Source organism: Pararhodobacter sp. (assembly GCF_034676075.1).
GTDB lineage: Bacteria > Pseudomonadota > Alphaproteobacteria > Rhodobacterales > Rhodobacteraceae > Pararhodobacter.
The window spans coordinates 20,764-37,381 of sequence record NZ_JAUCCQ010000032.1 but is presented as its reverse complement, the minus strand read 5'-3'; the positions used below and the strand labels follow the sequence as shown (position 1 = coordinate 37,381).

Annotated in this window: 19 protein-coding genes; 5 read left to right on the top strand and 14 right to left on the bottom strand. The window is 68.4% G+C overall.

The features are described from left to right. The 4 genes from VDQ18_RS11290 to VDQ18_RS11275 all read left to right on the top strand — a co-directional run. On the top strand, positions 1-714 hold a 714-nt coding region (locus VDQ18_RS11290; RefSeq protein WP_323021038.1), incomplete at its 5' end, for an adenosylhomocysteinase. Between the two features lie 116 nt (positions 715-830). Then, positions 831-1,805, top strand: a complete 975-nt coding sequence (locus VDQ18_RS11285) for a ketopantoate reductase family protein (RefSeq protein ID WP_323021037.1) — start codon at positions 831-833, stop codon at positions 1,803-1,805. A gap of 84 nt (positions 1,806-1,889) precedes the next feature. Further along, positions 1,890-2,315, top strand: coding sequence for a PaaI family thioesterase (locus VDQ18_RS11280; RefSeq protein ID WP_323021036.1), 426 nt, complete (start codon positions 1,890-1,892; stop codon positions 2,313-2,315). A gap of 93 nt (positions 2,316-2,408) precedes the next feature. Beyond that, positions 2,409-3,128 (top strand): hypothetical protein, encoded by a 720-nt coding sequence (locus VDQ18_RS11275; RefSeq protein ID WP_323021035.1) that lies wholly within the window; start codon positions 2,409-2,411, stop codon positions 3,126-3,128. A 46-nt stretch (positions 3,129-3,174) separates the two neighbouring features. Here VDQ18_RS11275 and VDQ18_RS11270 read toward each other — a convergent pair whose 3' ends face one another. The 7 genes from VDQ18_RS11270 to VDQ18_RS11240 all read right to left on the bottom strand — a co-directional run bounded on the left by VDQ18_RS11270 (position 3,175) and on the right by VDQ18_RS11240 (position 8,574). Then, positions 3,175-3,570 carry a DUF1761 domain-containing protein gene (locus tag VDQ18_RS11270; protein ID WP_323021034.1) on the bottom strand — a complete coding sequence of 132 codons (396 nt, stop codon included), beginning with the start codon at positions 3,568-3,570 and terminating at the stop codon, positions 3,175-3,177. Between the two features lie 107 nt (positions 3,571-3,677). Further along, positions 3,678-4,091: an EVE domain-containing protein gene (locus tag VDQ18_RS11265; protein ID WP_323021039.1), complete on the bottom strand. Its 414-nt coding sequence runs from the start codon at positions 4,089-4,091 to the stop codon at positions 3,678-3,680. Further along, a complete protein-coding gene (locus tag VDQ18_RS11260) occupies positions 4,091-4,363 on the bottom strand; it encodes a YciI family protein (RefSeq protein ID WP_323021033.1) in 273 nt (90 codons plus the stop codon). Before VDQ18_RS11260 ends, VDQ18_RS11265 begins: the two co-directional genes overlap by 1 nt. A 30-nt stretch (positions 4,364-4,393) precedes the next feature. Beyond that, positions 4,394-5,479 carry a tRNA (adenosine(37)-N6)-threonylcarbamoyltransferase complex transferase subunit TsaD gene (gene tsaD, locus VDQ18_RS11255; protein WP_323021032.1) on the bottom strand — a complete coding sequence of 362 codons (1,086 nt, stop codon included), beginning with the start codon at positions 5,477-5,479 and terminating at the stop codon, positions 4,394-4,396. Positions 5,480-5,696: 217 nt separating this feature from the next. Further along, positions 5,697-6,839 carry an amidohydrolase gene (locus tag VDQ18_RS11250; RefSeq protein ID WP_323021031.1) on the bottom strand — a complete coding sequence of 381 codons (1,143 nt, stop codon included), beginning with the start codon at positions 6,837-6,839 and terminating at the stop codon, positions 5,697-5,699. After that, complete coding sequence (locus VDQ18_RS11245; RefSeq protein ID WP_323021030.1) at positions 6,839-7,006, bottom strand: hypothetical protein; 168 nt, start codon at positions 7,004-7,006, stop codon at positions 6,839-6,841. The genes VDQ18_RS11250 and VDQ18_RS11245 overlap by 1 nt, the downstream gene beginning before the upstream one ends. Further along, positions 7,003-8,574 carry an FAD-dependent monooxygenase gene (locus VDQ18_RS11240; RefSeq protein ID WP_323021029.1) on the bottom strand — a complete coding sequence of 524 codons (1,572 nt, stop codon included), beginning with the start codon at positions 8,572-8,574 and terminating at the stop codon, positions 7,003-7,005. The genes VDQ18_RS11245 and VDQ18_RS11240 overlap by 4 nt, the downstream gene beginning before the upstream one ends. A gap of 95 nt (positions 8,575-8,669) precedes the next feature. On the opposite strand from VDQ18_RS11240, the gene VDQ18_RS11235 reads away from it, so the two are divergent. Beyond that, positions 8,670-9,371 carry a helix-turn-helix transcriptional regulator gene (locus VDQ18_RS11235; RefSeq protein ID WP_323021028.1) on the top strand — a complete coding sequence of 234 codons (702 nt, stop codon included), beginning with the start codon at positions 8,670-8,672 and terminating at the stop codon, positions 9,369-9,371. A gap of 96 nt (positions 9,372-9,467) precedes the next feature. Here the strand turns inward: VDQ18_RS11235 and VDQ18_RS11230 are convergent, their stop codons facing one another. The 7 genes from VDQ18_RS11230 to boxC all read right to left on the bottom strand — a co-directional run bounded on the left by VDQ18_RS11230 (position 9,468) and on the right by boxC (position 16,591). Continuing rightward, complete coding sequence (locus VDQ18_RS11230) at positions 9,468-10,502, bottom strand: 3-hydroxyacyl-CoA dehydrogenase family protein (protein WP_323021027.1); 1,035 nt, start codon at positions 10,500-10,502, stop codon at positions 9,468-9,470. Further along, positions 10,499-11,416, bottom strand: coding sequence for a helix-turn-helix transcriptional regulator (locus tag VDQ18_RS11225; RefSeq protein WP_323021026.1), 918 nt, complete (start codon positions 11,414-11,416; stop codon positions 10,499-10,501). Before VDQ18_RS11225 ends, VDQ18_RS11230 begins: the two co-directional genes overlap by 4 nt. Positions 11,417-11,514: 98 nt before the next feature. Beyond that, positions 11,515-11,934, bottom strand: coding sequence for an acyl-CoA thioesterase (locus tag VDQ18_RS11220; protein WP_107752432.1), 420 nt, complete (start codon positions 11,932-11,934; stop codon positions 11,515-11,517). Then, positions 11,934-13,115: a benzoyl-CoA 2,3-epoxidase subunit BoxA gene (boxA, locus tag VDQ18_RS11215; protein WP_323021025.1), complete on the bottom strand. Its 1,182-nt coding sequence runs from the start codon at positions 13,113-13,115 to the stop codon at positions 11,934-11,936. Before boxA ends, VDQ18_RS11220 begins: the two co-directional genes overlap by 1 nt. Then, the gene (locus VDQ18_RS11210) at positions 13,112-13,267 is read right to left on the bottom strand and encodes a hypothetical protein (protein ID WP_323021024.1); all 156 of its coding nucleotides are present in this window, start codon (positions 13,265-13,267) and stop codon (positions 13,112-13,114) included. The genes boxA and VDQ18_RS11210 overlap by 4 nt, the downstream gene beginning before the upstream one ends. A gap of 126 nt (positions 13,268-13,393) precedes the next feature. Further along, positions 13,394-14,845, bottom strand: a complete 1,452-nt coding sequence (gene boxB, locus VDQ18_RS11205) for a benzoyl-CoA 2,3-epoxidase subunit BoxB (protein WP_323021023.1) — start codon at positions 14,843-14,845, stop codon at positions 13,394-13,396. Between the two features lie 87 nt (positions 14,846-14,932). Then, entirely contained in the window at positions 14,933-16,591 is a 1,659-nt protein-coding gene (gene boxC / locus VDQ18_RS11200; RefSeq protein ID WP_323021022.1) for a 2,3-epoxybenzoyl-CoA dihydrolase, read from the bottom strand. Between the last annotated feature and the right edge of the window lie 27 nt (positions 16,592-16,618).

The window sequence follows — 16,618 nt, the reverse complement described above, 5'->3', positions numbered from 1 at the left end:
GGCTGCAAGGAATCGCTGGTCGACGGCATCCGCCGCGCCACCGACACGATGATGGCCGGCAAGGTCGCCGTGGTCTGCGGCTATGGCGACGTGGGCAAGGGCTCGGCCGCCTCGCTGCGCGGCGCCGGCGCCCGGGTGAAAGTGACCGAGATCGACCCGATCTGCGCCCTGCAGGCCGCCATGGACGGCTATGAGGTGGTGACGCTGGAAGACGTGGCCTCGTCGGCCGATATCTTCATCACCACCACCGGCAACAAGGACGTGATCCGCATCGAGCATATGCGCGAGATGAAGGACATGGCGATCGTCGGCAACATCGGCCATTTCGACAACGAGATCCAGGTCGCCGCGCTGCGCAACCACAAATGGACCAACATCAAGGAACAGGTGGACATGATCGAGATGCCCTCGGGCAATCGCATGATCCTGCTGTCCGAAGGGCGCCTGCTGAACCTCGGCAACGCGACCGGGCACCCCAGCTTCGTGATGTCGGCCAGCTTCACCAACCAGGTGCTGGCGCAGATCGAGCTCTGGACCAAGCACGGCGAATACGCACCCGGCGTCTACATCCTGCCCAAGCATCTGGACGAGAAAGTCGCGCGCCTGCACCTGGCCCGGATCGGCGTGAAACTGACGGAACTGAAGCCCGAACAGGCCGAATACATCGGCGTGACCGTCGAGGGCCCGTTCAAGTCCGAGCATTACCGCTACTGACCCCGCCCTGCCGGGACCGGAACGGGGGCCTTCGGGCCCCCGTTTGCGTTCGCAACCCCGGTTGAACCCGGCGCCGGGATCGGGTCTGATCCGCGCGACGCAAGAAGGAGACAGGCATGCGGGTGATCGTCTACGGGATGGGAGCGATCGGCGGCATCGTCGCCGCGGCGCTGGCGCATTCGGAGGCCGAGGTGATCGGCATCGCCCGCGGCCGGATGCTGGAGGCGGTGCGCGACAAGGGGCTGCGGCTGATCTCGCCCGATGTGGATGTGACGGTGCCGGTGCCGGTGGTGGCCAAGCCCGGGGAGATCGCCTTTCGCCCGGATGACGCGATCCTGCTGTGCATGAAGACCCAGGACACGCTCCCCGCGCTCGAGGCGCTGCGGCTGGCGGGGGTGCGCGACCAGCCGGTCTTCTGCATGCAGAACTCGGTCGCGAACGAGCGGATGGCGCTACGGGTCCTGCCGAATGTCCATGGCATCACGGTCATGCTGCCCGCGACCTATCTGAACCCGGGAGAGGTCATCTCCTATTGCTCGCCGAAATTCGGCATGTTCGACATCGGCCGGTATCCCGAGGGCGCCGATCAGGCGGACGAGGATCTGGCGGCATTGCTGACCTCGGCCGGGTTCGCGGCCTTCGCCGACCCGGCGGTGATGCGGTCGAAACACGGCAAGCTCTTGCTGAACCTCGGCAATATCTCGGGCGCCGCGCATGGTGCCGCGACCGATGACAAGGCGCTGCGCCAGGCCCTGCAGGCCGAGGCCGAGGCGGTGTTGAACGCCGCGGGCATTCCCTTTGCCGATGTGAGCCAGGCCGACCCGCGCCGGGCGCTCTATGTCAACATCAAGCCGGTGCCGGGCCAGTTGCCGATGAGCAATTCGACCCTGCAGAGCCTGAAGCGCGGCGGCGGGATCGAGACGGATTACCTGAACGGCGAGATCTGCCTGCTGGGCCGGCTGCATGGCGTGCCGACGCCCCTGAACGACGCGATGATGGATCTGGCGACGCGGATGCTGCGCGAGGGGATCGAGCCGGGCGGCGTGGCACTGGCGCAGACCATGGCGGCGCTGGGGCTCAACGGGCGTTAAGCTCTGGTTAGGCTTCTGCCGCTACGGCAGGATTGATCCACCGGCGCCGTCGGGCAGTATCCCCGGTAGCCGAAGGAGGGGGCGATGAGCGAACACCTGGACCGGGGCCGCCGCATTCTTGAGGCGCAGCCTTTCAGCCGCTTGCTGGGGACCGAGCTGGTCTCGCTGTCCCCGGGGCGGGCCGAGCTGTCGCTGCCCCTGCGGGAGGATCTGCGCCAGCAATACGGTTTCGCCCATGGCGGCGTGCTGGCCTATCTGGCGGATAATGCGCTGACTTTCGCCGGAGGCACGATGCTGGAAGGACGGATCGTGACGCTGGAGATGAAGATCAATTACCTGCGCCCGGGTCTGGGCGAGCGCCTGATCGCCCGGGCCGAGGCGATCGGCGCGGGACGCTCGCAAGCCGTGTGCCGCTGCGATATCGTCGCCGTGGACGGGGGCGTCGAGAAGCTGGTTGCCGCCGCGCAGGGCACCATCGCCGTCGCGCCCGAGCGCCCGGGCACCCCCTAGGATGGGCCGTTCCGCGCGGCACGCGCGGGTTGGCCCATCGCCACCATGATCATGCCGGGGCACCCGCCCCTCGCGACCCCAGGGAGAATCCCGATGACCCGACTGATACCCGCCCTTCTGCTGATCGCGGCGATCCTTTTTGCCGCCTCGCCCTTGTTCGTCACCAATTTCGACGGTTTCAACCCGGCGCTGTTCCCGGTGCCGCAGGACAATCCCCCGGTGCAGCCCGCGCCCTATACTTTCGCCATCTGGGGCCTGCTCTACACCTGGCTGATCGTCTCCTCGGCCTTCGGCCTGTGGAAACGGGCCGAGGATCCGGCCTGGCAACCGGCCCGTCCCTGGCTGCTGGCCAGCCTCGCCCTGGGCATTTTCTGGCTGCCGATGGCGGAACGCAGCGTGATCGGTGCCACGGTGCTGATCTGGGCGATGCTGGTGCTGGCGCTGGTCGCCCTCTTCCGCACGCGGCGCCATGACCGCTGGTGGTTCCAGGCCCCCGTGGCCACCTACGCCGGCTGGCTGCTGGCCGCCTCGTCGGTCTCGGTCGGGATGATCCTGGCGGGCTGGGGCGTGATGGAGGCAACGCCCGCCGCGCTGGTGGCGCTGGCGCTGGCGCTGGTGCTGGGCCTGACGGTGCAATCGAAGGTGCTGCGCGCCCCGGGTCTGGGCCTCGCGCTGATCTGGGCGCTGATCGGTGTGGCGGTCAACAATTCCAACCCGCTGAACATGCCGGTGCTGGGTCTGGCGCTGCTGGGCGTTCTGGCCTTCATCGTCATGCTGGCCTTCGGCCGGCGGCAGCGCCGCAAGGGCGCCTGAGCAAACCGGGCCGCCCTCCCTCCCCGGAGGGCGGCCCCGCCCGCTGTCAGAACAGCAGCAGCACGCCCCCCATGATGGCGCAGGCGATAGCGGCATACCCGCCGTCGATCAGGATCAGGATCTTCGGCCGCTGGGCAAACAGGATGTTCAGCGCGATCCAGGGCGCGATCAGGAACAGGCCGATGCCGAGCCCGCCCATCACCCCCAGATTGACCGTGGTGATGGCCGACATGGCAAAGACATGCCGCATCATCCCCACGACCAGCAGGATGCAGAGATAGGCGAAGGCATAGGTCACCGGATTGGCGCCGTCGCGCGGGGCGCCCCTCTCATCGGTGGGCACGCCCGAGGCCGCCACCCAGCGACGCGAGAACACGCCATACCACAGCGCGCCGATGCCGAAGCCCACCGCCGCCGTCACGAAGACTGCCAGAAAATCCATAGGTTGCGCTCCCTTACCGCATTTCCCGGCAGGCTATCGCGACATTCTGCCGCTGGGAAGCGGTAAGTCCGGGGCGGATTTTGCCGCGCCCCGAGGCCCGGCGTGGCTCAGAGCCCGCCCATGCGGCAGACGAGGTCCCATTCCGCCTCGGTCACCGGCTGCACCGAGAGCCGCATCGAGGTCACCAGCGACATCTCGGCAAGTTCGGGCGTCGCCTTGACCTCTTTCAGCGTCACCGGCCGCGGCAGTTTCTCGACCGCGCGGATATCGACGCAATCCCAGCGCGGGTCCTCGGTCGTGCTGTCGGGATGCGACAGCGCGCAGACCTCGGCGATGCCGACGATCTCCAGCCCGATGTTGGAATGGTAGAAGAACACCTTCTCGCCCAGCTGCATCGCCCGCATGTTGTTGCGCGCGAGGTAGTTGCGGACCCCGTTCCATTCCTCGCCCTTCTCGCCCACGGCGACCAGGTCGTCCCAGGAAAAGACATCGGGCTCGGATTTCATCAGCCAATAGGCCATCAGCCGATCACCTTCTTCCATTCCTCGATGCGGACCTTGGCGAAGAGCCCGGCCTCGGCATAGGGGTCATCCTTGGCCCAGGCCTCGGCCGCGGCGCGGTCGGCCACGTCGATCACCACCAAGGAGCCGGTCATGGCGCCGCCCTCCAGGAAGGGCCCCGCCATCAGCGTGACGCCCGAGGTGTTGAGATAGGCCAGATGCGCCTCGCGGTTGGCCTTGCGCAGCGGCTCGCATTCGGCCTTGTCGGTGCAGATGAGGGCGAAAAGGGGCATGGTTCCTCCGGGGTTACGGGCTGTCTGGGGTCAGGCTTTGGCGCCGCGCTTGCCCGATCCGATCAGGGGCACGGCCGAGGGGTCCAGCGGCCAGCGGGGCCGGGCGCTGAGCGTGAGGTCGTCCTTGTGCCCGAGGCGCAGGCGCTCGATCCCGGCCCAGGCGATCATCGCCGCGTTGTCGGTGCAAAGCGCGAGCGGCGGCGCCACGAAGGGAAGATCGCCCGCCACCTCGGTCAGGCGCCCGCGCAGCGTGGCATTGGCGGCGACGCCCCCCGCTACGGCAAAGGCGGTGACGCCGGGACTGGCGGCCAGCGCGCGGCGCGACTTCTCAGCCAGCGTGTCGGCAATGGCGGCCTGGAACCCGGCGCAGAGGTCGGCGCGGTCCTGCCGCTTCAGCCCGCCCTGGTCGGCGACCAGCGCGTCGCGGGCCCGCATCAGCGCGGTCTTGAGCCCGGAAAAGCTGAGGTCGCAGCCCGGCCGGTCCAGCAGCGGCCGAGGAAAGGCGAAACGCTTGGGGTCGCCCTGCTTGGCCTCCGCCTCGACCGCCGGACCGCCGGGCTGCGGCAGGCCCAGAAGCTTGGCGCATTTGTCGAAGGCCTCGCCCGGCGCATCGTCGATGGTGCCGCCGAGGCGGGCAAAGGCCTCCGGCCCTTCGACCCGCAGGAACTGGCAATGCCCGCCCGAGACCAGCAGCATGAGATAGGGGAAATCGAGCCCGTCGGTCAGCCGCGGCGTCAGCGCATGGCCGGCCAGATGGTTAACGCCGATCAGCGGCAGCCCGGTCGCGGCGCTGAGCCCCTTGGCCATCATCACCCCCGACAGCACCCCGCCGATCAGCCCCGGCCCCGCGGTCACGGCGATGGCGTCGAGGTCGCCGAGCGTCAGCCCGGCCCGGGCCAGCGCCTCTTCCACCACCAGATCCAGCTTCTCGGCATGGGCGCGGGCGGCGATTTCCGGCACGACCCCGCCGAAGGCCGCGTGCAGCTCGGTCTGGCCAGCGACGACATTGGCCAGAATCTCGGGGGCCAGAACCTGCGGCGCGCCCTCGCCCGCCCTGACCAGCGCGGCGCCGGTGTCGTCACAGCTCGATTCGATGCCGAGAACGGTGAGGGTCATGGGGTCCAGAAGGCAGCGGGCGTCCCTTGCGGGGTAGCATCGGCGGCGCGGGCTGGCAAGGAAGGCAGGGGGCCTTCTGCCCCCTCTTGGCTTTCAGCCAATTCACCCCCGAGGATATTTGAGGCACAAAGAAGGCGGCTTAACGCGCCCTTAACCTTGATCTTTGTTCTCCAAATATCCCGGGGGGTCCGGGGGGCTGGCCCCCCGGTTCCGTCCTCTAGCCCAGGAGTTCGGTCAGGGCGCGGGCGAAGATGCCGACGCCCGGTGCGATCAGCGCGTCGGGGAAGTCGTAGAGCTGGTCATGCAGCGCCGGGTGGTCGGATCCGGCGCCGAGGAACAGCATGGCGCTTTTCGCCCCGGCCCCGAAGCGGCCGAAATCCTCGGAGGCGCGCATCGGCAGATCGCCCGGGTCATGGCCGATGCCCTGGGCGTCCAGCGCGCGGGCGAGGATTGCTGTGGCCTCGGGGTCGTTGGCGCAGGCGCCGAAGGCGTCGTGGATCTCGCAGCTTGCGGTCAGCCCGGCGGCGGCGGCTTCGGTCTCGACCAGGGCCTGGGCGCAGGTCAGGAGCGTCGCCAGATCCGCGTCGGTGAGGCCGCGCAGCGTGACCCAGAGCTCGGCCGCGCCGGGCGCGATGCCGAAGGCGGGTTCGCCCATCCGGATGTGGGTGATCGTGGCCAGCCGGAAGCCCGGCGCCAGGGCGCCGCCGGGGCCGAGGGCGCGCAGCCCGTCGATCAGCCGGGCCAGCGCCGCGGTGGGCGCGCGGCCGGTTTCCGGGGTCGCGGCATGGGCGGTGCTGCCGGTCAGCGCGATCTTCAGCCCCAGCGAGGCGCAATTGGCGGGACCGGGTGCCAGCCAGGCACGGCCCAGCGGCACGCCCGGCATGTTGTGCAGGGACAGCGCCCAATCGGGCTGCAGATCGGCGAAGCGGGGATCGGCCAGCACCGCGGCGGCGCCCGAGCCATCCTCTTCCGCCGGTTGGAACAGCAGCACGGCGCGGCCGGTTGCGGGACGCCGCCGGGCCAGCAGCCGGGCGAGGCCCAGCACGATGGTCGAATGCCCGTCATGGCCGCAGAGATGCCCTTTGCCCGGGATCTCGCTGGCGTGGTCCATGCCCGAGAGTTCAAGGATCGGCAGCGCGTCGAGTTCGCTGCGGATCATCACCGTCGGCCCCGGCTGGCCACTTTCATAGACCGCCGCCACCCCGTGCCCGCCCAGCCCGGTGACCAGCCGGTCCGGCGTGGGCAGCGCCTCGGCGATGGCGGCGGCGGTCCAGGCTTCATCGCCCGAAACCTCGGGGTGGCGGTGCAAGACCTGGCGGAAGGCGGTCAGCTCGACGATATCGGCATTGGTCAGCAGCATCAGATGTCCTTCGCACAATCCCGAAATATACCCAGCGCGCGCTCGCCATCGCCCAGCGCCTCGGCCAGGGCCAGCGCCGCTTTGGCCAGGAAGAGGGGCGCCTGAGCCTCGCCCAATTGGTCGAGATGGGCGGCCAGGGCCTCGAAGAGGGGTTCGGCGGGGTTCATGGGCGCTCCAGCATCGCGGTGAGAGTGGACAGGATGACCTGTGCATCGGCCGAGGTCCAGCGGGCGGCGAGATGCAGGTCAGGGCGGATCAGGAAGGCGCTGCCGTCGGGCGCGCCCCAGAGGGCGGGCCGGGAGAGGGTCGTGAGCAGCGGGTGGCTGACCTCCGGCGCCGGGCCGAGGGTCAGGAGGGTGAAGCCCGGCCCCATCTTCTGCGTCAGGAACCCGTCGCCAAGGTTGGCGTCGGGGATCAGCGCGCCGGGGACCGGGCCGGGGCCGGGTTCGCCGGGCAGGGTCAACGGGCTTTCGGCATAGGTATAGGGCACCATCTGCCTTGGGTTGGCCAGCTCCCCGGCCCAGGGAAAGCGCAAGGCCAGCGACAGGGCGGCGTCGCGCATCAAGCGGGTGCCGAAGCTGGGCGGCGTCATGAAGCGCGCGCTTTTCGAGGCATTGGCGAAGACATCGAGCGTCGCCCCGCGCCGCTCGGGGGTGTAGCTGTCCAGCAGCCCCTCGCCCGCCTGCCCGCTCAGCACCAGCGCCAGTTTCCAGCCGATGTTCTGCGCATCGGCCAGGCCGTTGTTCAGCCCCCGGACGCCGAAGATCGGCACGATATGGGCGCTGTCGCCGATGAAGAACACCGGTCCGTGGCGGTACTCGTCCAAGGCCAGCGTGTTGGCGGAATAGACCGACCACCATTCCAGTTCCCAGGCGCCCGCCTCGCCGATCTCGTCCAGCACGCCCTGGACACCGGCGCGGACGTTGTCCTCCCGCGTCGCCTCCTCGGCGCTTTCGCCCTCGGCCAGCTGGTAGTCGATGCGCCAGATGTCGTCGGGCTGGCGGTGGATCAGCACCGTCCCGCCGGGGCGGCAGGCGGGATCGAACAGGGCGCGGCGGATGGTCGGATAATCGTGCGCCATGCGGATGTCGGCGATGACGTAGCACCCCTCGAAATTCTCGCCCTTGAGGCGCAGGCCCAGCGCCTGCCGCACGGTGGAGCGCGCGCCATCGGCGGCCAGCACCCAGCGCGCGGGCAGGTCATAGGCGCCGGAGGGGTCGGTGAGGTGCAGCACCGCGCCCTCCCTGCCGGTTTCGATCCCGGTGAGGCGGGTCTGCCAGCGGGTCTCGATCAGCGGCTGGGCCTCGATGGCCTGCCAGAGGAATTGTTCGATATATTGCTGTTGCAGGTTGTACATCGGCCGGAACCGCTCGTCCGCGCTGTCCGGCATGGTGAATTCGAGGATCTGCCGGCCGCGGAAGAAGCTGCGCCCGGTGGTCCAGGGCAGCGCCTTGGCGAGGAAAGGCGGCAACGCGCCGATCCGGTCGAGGATCTGGAAGCTGGAGCGCGACAGGCAGATGGCGCGGCTGCCGTCGTTGAAGGTGTCCCGGGCCTCGATCAGGACCGAGCGTTGGCCGTGCCGCGCCAGTTCCAGCGCCGCGACCATGCCCACGGGACCGGCGCCGACGATGGCCACGGGGACCGGGCTGGTGCGGTCGAACCCGGGCGGCGGGGGGTCGAAATGGGGATAGGTGAAATAGAGCGAGTCATGCTCGCCGCGGCCTTGGGGTCTCATGCGATGCTCCGTCCGGGGTCCGGCCCTCGTTTACCCGGGTCCCGGCTTTCGATATGTCCCCTTTTTCAGGGGACGCAAGGATGGGAGGGCACGGCATGACAGAGGCCTTCCGCCAGATCGGCGCCTGCCTCGATGCCCTCGGCCAGCCCGGGTTCCCGCTCAGGCTGCTGGAACTGGCCGAGCGGACCGGGGCGCGGCAGGTGATGGTCTTCGAGCTGGGGCCGCAGAGCGCGCGCTGCCTGCTGTCGCGGAACTACGCGCGGCAGGGGTTGGGCGAGGCGCTGGCGGGCGATTACCTCGACGGCTGGCATCTGCGCGACCCGCTGCGCCCGGCCTTGCGGCGGCTGCAGCCCGGACAGCGGCGACTGCTGCGGGTCACGGCCGAGGGGATGGAGGAGGCCTATCGCGAGCTTTTCTTCACCCGGCCGGGGCTCAGCGGCAAGACCTCGGTGCTGCTGGCCGGGCAGCGGCGGCGGCTGGTGGTGAACCTCTACGAAGCCGGGGGGCCGGTCGATGCGGCGCTGGCCGAGCTGGTGGGGCAGTTGATCCTGATGCAGGCCGAGGCAGCGGGCGAGGCGCCCTATCCCCCGGCCCTGTCGGCGCTGAGCGAGCGGGAGCGGGCAGTCTGTCTGGGGATCCTTGCCGGGCAGAAGACCGAGGCGATCGCGGGCGGGATGGGGCTGTCGCCCGAGACGGTGATCACCTATCGGCGGCGGGCCTATCACAAGCTGGGCATCGCCTCGCGCGGGGCGTTGTTCGCGTTGTGCCGGGGGGATGGGAAGGGGGTGGTGGGATGAAATCCTACCCTAAGGGGGGCGTTGCCTCGTGCCATGCCGTAGGGTGCGTGCTCGCACGCACCTTGGTCGCAAGGGTGGTGCGTGCAAGCACGCACCCTACGGGTGGTGGTGATGGAAAAGCACGCCACCCTTCTCCTCGGGAAACCCGCAGGCCATGACCGACATCAGGTCGACGACTCCCGCCTCGATCCCCAGGGACAGCGCGGTCCTGACCAGCGCGCTGAGCAGCCGCTCCACGATCTCGGCCTCCGCGATTGGCCGGGTCGTGACCCCGGCGAAATGGGCTTCTTCCCGGGCCAGATCCTCGATCAGCGGGTCGATGACCCGGCCCCCGCCGCCCGGATAGCGATACCAGCCCACCCCGCCATTCCGCCCGAGCCGCCCCTCGGGCACCATCCGGTCGATCAGCGGCAGCGTGTGGCCCTGCGCCCGGTGGCGGGCGAAAGCCCGGTCCAGCCCGCGCAGGTCCTGCGCCGCGCAGGGGCCGAGGGTGAAGCCGAAGCCTTCTGCCGCGGCATCGACCTCCCACGGCGTAGATCCCTGGAAGACCAGCGCCTCGGCCTCGTCCTCCAGCGCCGCCACCAGCCGCGCGCCCTTGAAACCCGGCACCACCACCGGCAGCGCCCCGAGCCGCCACGCCAAGCCCAGCGCGCGGCGGTCCGAACCCTTGACGATCTCCATCAGGCCGATGGCGGGCGGCGGCGCATCCGTGTCGATCAGCGCGACCGGGGCGCCCAGGCTCTCGCGCAGCGCGCCCAGCGTCACCCCGGGGCCGAGGCTGACGGCCAGCGCCCCCGGCGAGGCCGCCATCAGCGCCTTCAGCAAGCCGATCCGCTCTGCCGCCGCACCGCCCGAGGCCTCGACCAGCAGATCGGCGTCCGCCGCCTCGGCCATGTCGGTCACCAGCCGGATCCCGGCGCCCCGGCCGCTGCGGCGCAGGGCGTCGCGGGCGCGGGCGGCATCCCAGTCGTCAGCCTCGATCAGCGTCACGGCGGCGCCGGTGTCGATCAGCGCCACGGCCAGCCCCAGCGCCTGCGGGCTGCCCCCGGCGACGGCGGCGCGGGTTACCGGGAGGGGGTCGCCCTGCGACAGGCGGGCGCGCAGCTTCGCCAGATGCGCCTCTGGCGTCACGCGAGGAAACCACGCTCGCGGATCAGGGCCAGCAGATCGGCGAGCGATTCCTCGACGCTGCGGCCGGTGGTGTCGAGCTTGGCACGCGCCTGATCATAGAGCGTCTCGCGGCTGGTGAGGATGAACTTGAGCTGGTCCATCGCTTCCGGGTTGCCGGCCATCGGCCGCATGTCGCCCTGGGCACGCACCCGGTTCATATGCTCGGCGGGCGCCGCCTTGACCCAGATGGTGTGGAAACTCGACAGCAGGGTCTTGAAGGTCTCGGGCTCGGAGACGATGCCGCCCGCGACGGCCAGGATCATCGCCTCATGCGTGGCGATGACCCGGCCCAGCGCCTGGGCTTCCAGACGGCGGTAGCCCTCCTGCCCGTAGAAGGCCATGACCTCGTTCACCGGCATGCCCGCCTGATCCTCGATCTCGCGGTTGAGTTCGACAAAGGGCAGGCCCAGCGCCGCACCGGCCCGGGCGCCCAGCGTGGATTTCCCCGCCCCCCGCAAGCCGATCAGGGCGATCCGGTGACGGCGCGCGGTGGCCTCGGGCTGCGGCAGCAGGTGATCCAGCACCTGCGCGCGCACCTCGGCCGGGGCGGCGCGGTAGAGTTCGGCGACCCTGAGCGCTTCCGAGGTCCAGGGGTCATCCTCGCCCACCAGCCATTCGATGCGGTGGTCCAGCGCATCCGCCACCCGCTGCAACAGGCCGATGGAAATATTGCCCTCGCCCGCCTCCAGCAGCGCCAGATAGCGCGGCGAGACGCCCGAGACCTCGGACAGGACGCGGCGGGGAATGCCCTTCAGCTCGCGCGCCTTGCGCACCCGCTCGCCGACGCGCAGGATCAGCGCCCGCACCGCCGCTTCGCCGCGGCTGTCGGGATCGGGGGCGAGTGTCTCGCCGCGGAAGTTGGTGATCTCGGACATGTCGGGATCGGCGATCATTTCGGAACAATAGTGCATAACCCTAGGCGATGCCGGAAGCCCGAACAATAGGCATCCGATGATCGCGGCCGGTCAGTGCATTATCCTGCCGGGGCTTCGATCTGGCCGAGGATCAGCGCACGGATCTCGGCCGGGGGCGGTTCCTTGGCAAAGACGCTGGCCTTGACGAAGACGCAGGTGAAGCGCCCCTCGAAGCAATGCACCCCGTCCTGATAGCCGCCCACCCGCCAGTCGATCGAGGTCTCGCCCAGCCGTGTCGGCGCCACCTCGCAGATCAGCCGGTGGCGCGGCGTCATCGGCGCCAGAAAATCGAGCGCCATATGCACGAAGGGCGTGCCCAGGTCGCGGTCCAGATCCATCTGGAACCAGCCGCCGCCCAGATGATGCTCCCACCAGCCGTTGATCGCATCGAGGGCGAAACCCGGGATGCGCGCGGTGTAGACGATCTTTGCCGGGTCGCAATCGCCCCAGGCGATGCGGATCTCGTGCCGGTAGGGCATCAATAGGTCTCGACGTGGTAGCGGCCTTCGTCGCGCATCGCGTCGCGGGTGGCTTCCCAGGCCAGGCCCGTGGATTCGGCGATGTTCTTGAAGGCCAGCTCGACGCCCTGCTCCATCCCGCGCAGCCCGCAGATGTAGATATGGGTCTGCGGATCGGCCAGCAGATTGGCGACGGCCTCCTGTTCGACCATCATGCGGTCCTGGACGTATTCCTTGTCGACCCCGGGGATCCGGCTGAAGACCAGATGCTTCTTCAGCAGCCGCTCGGGCACTTTGTTGAGCGGGCCGAAATAGGGCAGCGAATCGGGCGTGCGGGCGCCGAAGAACATGATCATGTCGCCGCTGCCGCCCGCCTGCGCGCGCTGGCGCCGCATGGTGAAGGCGCGGAACGGGGCCGAGCCGGTGCCGGTGCAGATCATCAGCATCCGCGCGGCGCTGTCCTCGGGCATCAGGAAGGTGGCGCCGAAGGGGCCGGTGACCTTCACCTCATCGCCGATCTTCAGATCGCAGACATAGTTGGAGCAAAGCCCCTGCTCCTCGCGCTTCACGGTCAGCGAGAGGTTGTTGAAATTCGGCCGCTCGCCATCGCGCGGCGAGCTGACGGAATAGAGCCGCGGCAGATGCGGCTTGCCCTCGGCATCGGTGCCGGGGGGGATGATGCCGATCGACTGACCTTCGAGCACCGGCATCGGCTGGGCGCCGAAATCGAGGATGATGTGGCGCACGTCCGAGCCGGAGTCGGCGCTGGTCAGGCGGAAATTGCCGGTGACCTTGGCGACCGCGGGCTTGCCGAGGTTATAGAGGTTCACGGTGGGCTTGGTGGCCGTCGCCGGGGCCTTGGACTTGCCGCCCGCGCCCTTGTGGGCCTCGGCCAGCAGGGCCTCCATCGCGTCGTCCAGCGCCTCGACCCCCGAGGAGGTGCCGATCTCTTCCTGTGCGGGCAATTCCTGCCAGCCGAATTGCTCGTCCAGCGAATAGGGCGTGGCGACCACGCGCCATTCGTCGATGGACCCCGTCGGGCAGACCGGGATGCAATCCATGCAGAAGTCGCATTTCTCGGCATCGACCACGACGTTGTTGTCGTCATGGGTGATCGCCTCGACCGGGCAGGTCATCTCGCAGGTATAGCAGCGGATGCAGATTTCCGGGTCGATCAGGTGCTGTTTCAGGGGCTTGTTCATGCGCGGTTTGTCCGGGGATGCAGCACCGTCTCGGGCAGACGGCTCAGTTCGAGAAGGCTCCAGCACAGGCCCGCGCAATCGGCGCAGCCGAGGCAGGCGCCATTGCCAAGGGGCTTTCGCGAGGCTTGCAGGGCAGAACGTTCAACGGGCATCGGGACCTCCCTTCCGTTTGCCAGGCTGGCAGGCAGGGGCCAACGGGCCCCGCCCTTCGTCATCATGGGCAGGCCGTGCGTCAGGCGTAGGGTGGGGTTTCACCCCACCATCGCCCGCGCCGCGGCTCACGCCATGTGCAGCTTCACATATTCGAAGTCGCCGGGCTTGTTGTCGATCCCCACTTTCGGCGGCGCGATCCAGCCGGCGAATTTCCCGGGCTCGTAGACCGGCTTCATCAGCGACTGGATGAAATCCCCATCCGCGCGGGTCGGCAGCCAGTTGTCGCGCTGCGCGTCGTACTCGGCGCCCGACAGCAGGTTCCCGTCCGGGTCGAAGGCCTTGCCCTTGAAGACGCCGATCTGGCGGTGGAAGCTTTCGTGCGGCAGTTTCAGCTCGAACTGGATCCCCGATTTCTCGATGATCTTGTTCCAGCGACCGACACCGCCAGCCGCGTCGCGGGTGTAATCGTCGCGCAGGCGCATGTTGATCGCGGTGAGCGCCGGAACCTCGTGGCGGATCAGCTTGCCGTCGACGAAATCCCAGACCGGATAGGTGTCGCCCTTCAGCTGGTGGTCGTCGGTCAGCCGGTGCTCCATGTAGCGGCCCTTGATCCCGGCGTTGAACGCGTTGGCGGCGTTGGTCGAGACTTCCTGGCCGAACAGATCCAAGGACAGCGTGTAGTGCAGGTTCAGCTTCTTCTGGATCGTCGGCAGGTCGATCACGCCGAGGGCGCGGATGCGGTCGATCTCATAGGGATCGTCGATGCCGTTCTCGGCCATCACCTGACAGGTGCGCTCGATCACCCGGCCGACGCCGGTCTCGCCCACGAACATGTGGTGCGCTTCCTCGGTCAGCATGAAGCGGCAGGTGCGCGACAGCGGGTCGAAGCCCGATTGCGCGAGCGATTCCAGCTGCATCTTGCCGTCGCGGTCGGTGAAATAGGTGAACATGAAGAACGACAGCCAGTCCGGCGTCTCTTCGTTGAAGGCGCCGAGCATCCGCGGCGCCTCTTCCGAGCCCGAGGAGCGGATCAGCAGGTCATCGGCCTCTTCGCGGCCGTCCTTGCCGAAGTATTTCTGCAGCAGATAGACCATCGCCCAGAGGTGACGGCCCTCTTCGACGTTCACCTGGAACAGGTTGCGCATGTCATAGAGCGACGGCGCGGTCAGGCCGAGGAAGCGCTGCTGCTCGACCGAGCCGGGCTCGGTATCGCCCTGGATGACGATCAGGCGCTTCAGCATGTTGCGGTATTCGCCGGGGACTTCCTGCCAGGCGGGTTGGCCCATGTGCTCGCCGCAGGGGATGACGCGGCCTTCGACCTGCGGGGCCAGCAGGATGCCCCAGCGGTATTCCGGCATCTTCACATAGTCGAACTTGGCCCAGCCCTTGGGATCGACCGAAACGGCGGTGCGCAGATAGACCATGCTCTTCTGGAAGTTCTGCGGGATCAGGTCGTTCCACCAGTTGATGTAACCGGGGTGCCATTTCTCCAGCGCCTTGAGCACGCGCTTGTCGTTCGAGAGACCCACGTTGTTGGGGATCTGCGTGTCGTAGCTGACGTTGATGAGGTCGATCATGGGTTCTCCTCCGAGGGGGTGGTGCGTGCAAGCACGCACCCTACATTGTTGCGTCTGTAGGGTGCGTGCTCGCACGCACCATGCCGATCACACGCGCTGCATGTTGTAATCGCCGCGCACGCCCGTGCCGTAGCGCTGCAGCGCCCCGTCCTTGCCGGTGGCGTTCGGGCGGTTGAAGATCCAGTTCTGCCAGGCGGTCAGGCGGCCGAAGATCCGGGTTTCCATCGTCTCGGGGCCAGCGAAGCGCAGGTTGGCTTCCATGCCGGTCATCGCATCCGGGCTGAACGAGGCGCGCTCTTCCATGAAGATGCGGATTTCGTCTTCCCAGTCGATATCGTCGAAAGCTTCGGTCACCAGACCCGCTTCCATCGCCTCGTCCGATTCCATCGCCTCGCCGATTCGGGCCTGCAGCGCGCCGACCGCCTCGGGCTCGCCCAGGAAGCGGGTTTGCAGGCGGGTCAGGTCGTTGCCCATCGGGAAGGGACCGAAGTTGCCCTCGGACAGGGTGACGGTGGCGACCGGGCGGTTGTCGCCCTCGAACTCGCCTTCCATCATGTAGCTGCGGTCCGAGGCCCAGAGCAGTTCGGCGAGGAAACCGGCGTAGCACGAGCCGTTCTCGACCAGCGCCACCAGCGAGCGCGAGGTCACGTCCACCCGCTTCAGCACGCGCTTCCAGTATTGCAGGATCTCGCGGCCCAGCCAGTGGTCCTTGTTTTCCAGCATGAAGGCTTCATGCGCCAGCACGGCTTCGGGGTCGCCCTGCGTGCGGAACACCACGAGGCCCAGTTCCATCTCATTCAGGCGCAGTTCCAGGATCGCATCGTCGAATTCGCGGGCGAGGCGCAGCATCCAGGACTGGTCGCCCTCGGCCACCAGCGCGTCGGCCGAGGCCGGGACATCGCGGTCCGGGCCGTTCAGGGTGATCGTCGCCTTGCGGCCTTCGCGGTCCACCTCGACTTCGACCAGCGAGTAATGGATCGAGCCATTCTCATCCACGGTCTTCTTCAGCGGGTTCAGCGCGATGCCCTGACCCGTGGCCTTGTCCGAGGCTGCGGCGAATTCCTGGGCGCGCTGGGCAACCGCCTCGTCGAATTTCGAGGTCGCGACGACCTCGTCGACCAGCCGCCAGTCCTTGGCGCGCTTGCCCTTGATGCCTTCTTCCAGCGAGCAGAAGATATCGGCCAGATCGCGGCGCACCTTGCGCTTGTCGGTGACACGGGTCAGGCCGCCGGTGCCGGGCAGCACGGCCAAGAGCGGCACTTCCGGCAGCGAGACGGACGAGGCGCTGTCGTCGACCAGCATGATATGGTTGCAGGCCAGCGCCAGCTCATAGCCGCCGCCCGCGCAGGCGCCTTTGACGGCCGCCAGGTATTTCTGGCCCGAGTCGGCCTCGGCGGCCTCAAACGTGTTGCGGGTCTCGTTGGTGAACTTGCAGAAGTTGACCTTGTGGGCATGGGTCGCACCGCCCAGCATGCGGATATTGGCCCCGGCGCAGAACACCTTGTCCTTGCCCGAACGCATCACCACGACCTTGACCTCGGGGTGTTCGAACCGCATGCGCTGCACGATATCGGCCAGTTCGATGTCGACGCCCAGATCATAGCTGTTCAGCTTCAGCTGGTAGCCGTCGAAGAGCCCGCCGTTCTCGTCCACATCCATGGTCAGATTGGCCACGGCACCGTCATAGTCCACGCGCCAATGGCGGTACTGGGACGGGTCGGTCTGGAAGTTGATGCGCTTGGTCACTGGAATCCTCCCTGGGGTCCGTCGGCA

Bases quoted from the DNA above. Each gene is read 5' to 3' on its own strand.
- VDQ18_RS11280 (WP_323021036.1), top strand. From the start codon at position 1,890: ATGAGCGAACACCTGGACCGGGGCCGCCGCATTCTTGAGGCGCAGCCT.
- VDQ18_RS11260 (WP_323021033.1), bottom strand. From the start codon at position 4,363: ATGCCCCTTTTCGCCCTCATCTGCACCGACAAGGCCGAATGCGAGCCG.
- VDQ18_RS11270 (WP_323021034.1), bottom strand. From the start codon at position 3,570: ATGGATTTTCTGGCAGTCTTCGTGACGGCGGCGGTGGGCTTCGGCATC.
- VDQ18_RS11210 (WP_323021024.1), bottom strand. From the start codon at position 13,267: ATGCCCGTTGAACGTTCTGCCCTGCAAGCCTCGCGAAAGCCCCTTGGC.
- tsaD (WP_323021032.1), bottom strand. From the start codon at position 5,479: ATGACCCTCACCGTTCTCGGCATCGAATCGAGCTGTGACGACACCGGC.
- boxA (WP_323021025.1), bottom strand. From the start codon at position 13,115: ATGAACAAGCCCCTGAAACAGCACCTGATCGACCCGGAAATCTGCATC.
- VDQ18_RS11275 (WP_323021035.1), top strand. From the start codon at position 2,409: ATGACCCGACTGATACCCGCCCTTCTGCTGATCGCGGCGATCCTTTTT.
- boxB (WP_323021023.1), bottom strand. From the start codon at position 14,845: ATGATCGACCTCATCAACGTCAGCTACGACACGCAGATCCCCAACAAC.
- VDQ18_RS11240 (WP_323021029.1), bottom strand. From the start codon at position 8,574: ATGAGACCCCAAGGCCGCGGCGAGCATGACTCGCTCTATTTCACCTAT.
- VDQ18_RS11285 (WP_323021037.1), top strand. From the start codon at position 831: ATGCGGGTGATCGTCTACGGGATGGGAGCGATCGGCGGCATCGTCGCC.
- VDQ18_RS11220 (WP_107752432.1), bottom strand. From the start codon at position 11,934: ATGCCCTACCGGCACGAGATCCGCATCGCCTGGGGCGATTGCGACCCG.
- VDQ18_RS11250 (WP_323021031.1), bottom strand. From the start codon at position 6,839: ATGCTGCTGACCAATGCCGATATCGTCGAGCTGACCGCCTTCCGCCAG.
- VDQ18_RS11265 (WP_323021039.1), bottom strand. From the start codon at position 4,091: ATGGCCTATTGGCTGATGAAATCCGAGCCCGATGTCTTTTCCTGGGAC.
- VDQ18_RS11225 (WP_323021026.1), bottom strand. From the start codon at position 11,416: ATGTCCGAGATCACCAACTTCCGCGGCGAGACACTCGCCCCCGATCCC.
- VDQ18_RS11235 (WP_323021028.1), top strand. From the start codon at position 8,670: ATGACAGAGGCCTTCCGCCAGATCGGCGCCTGCCTCGATGCCCTCGGC.
- VDQ18_RS11245 (WP_323021030.1), bottom strand. From the start codon at position 7,006: ATGAACCCCGCCGAACCCCTCTTCGAGGCCCTGGCCGCCCATCTCGAC.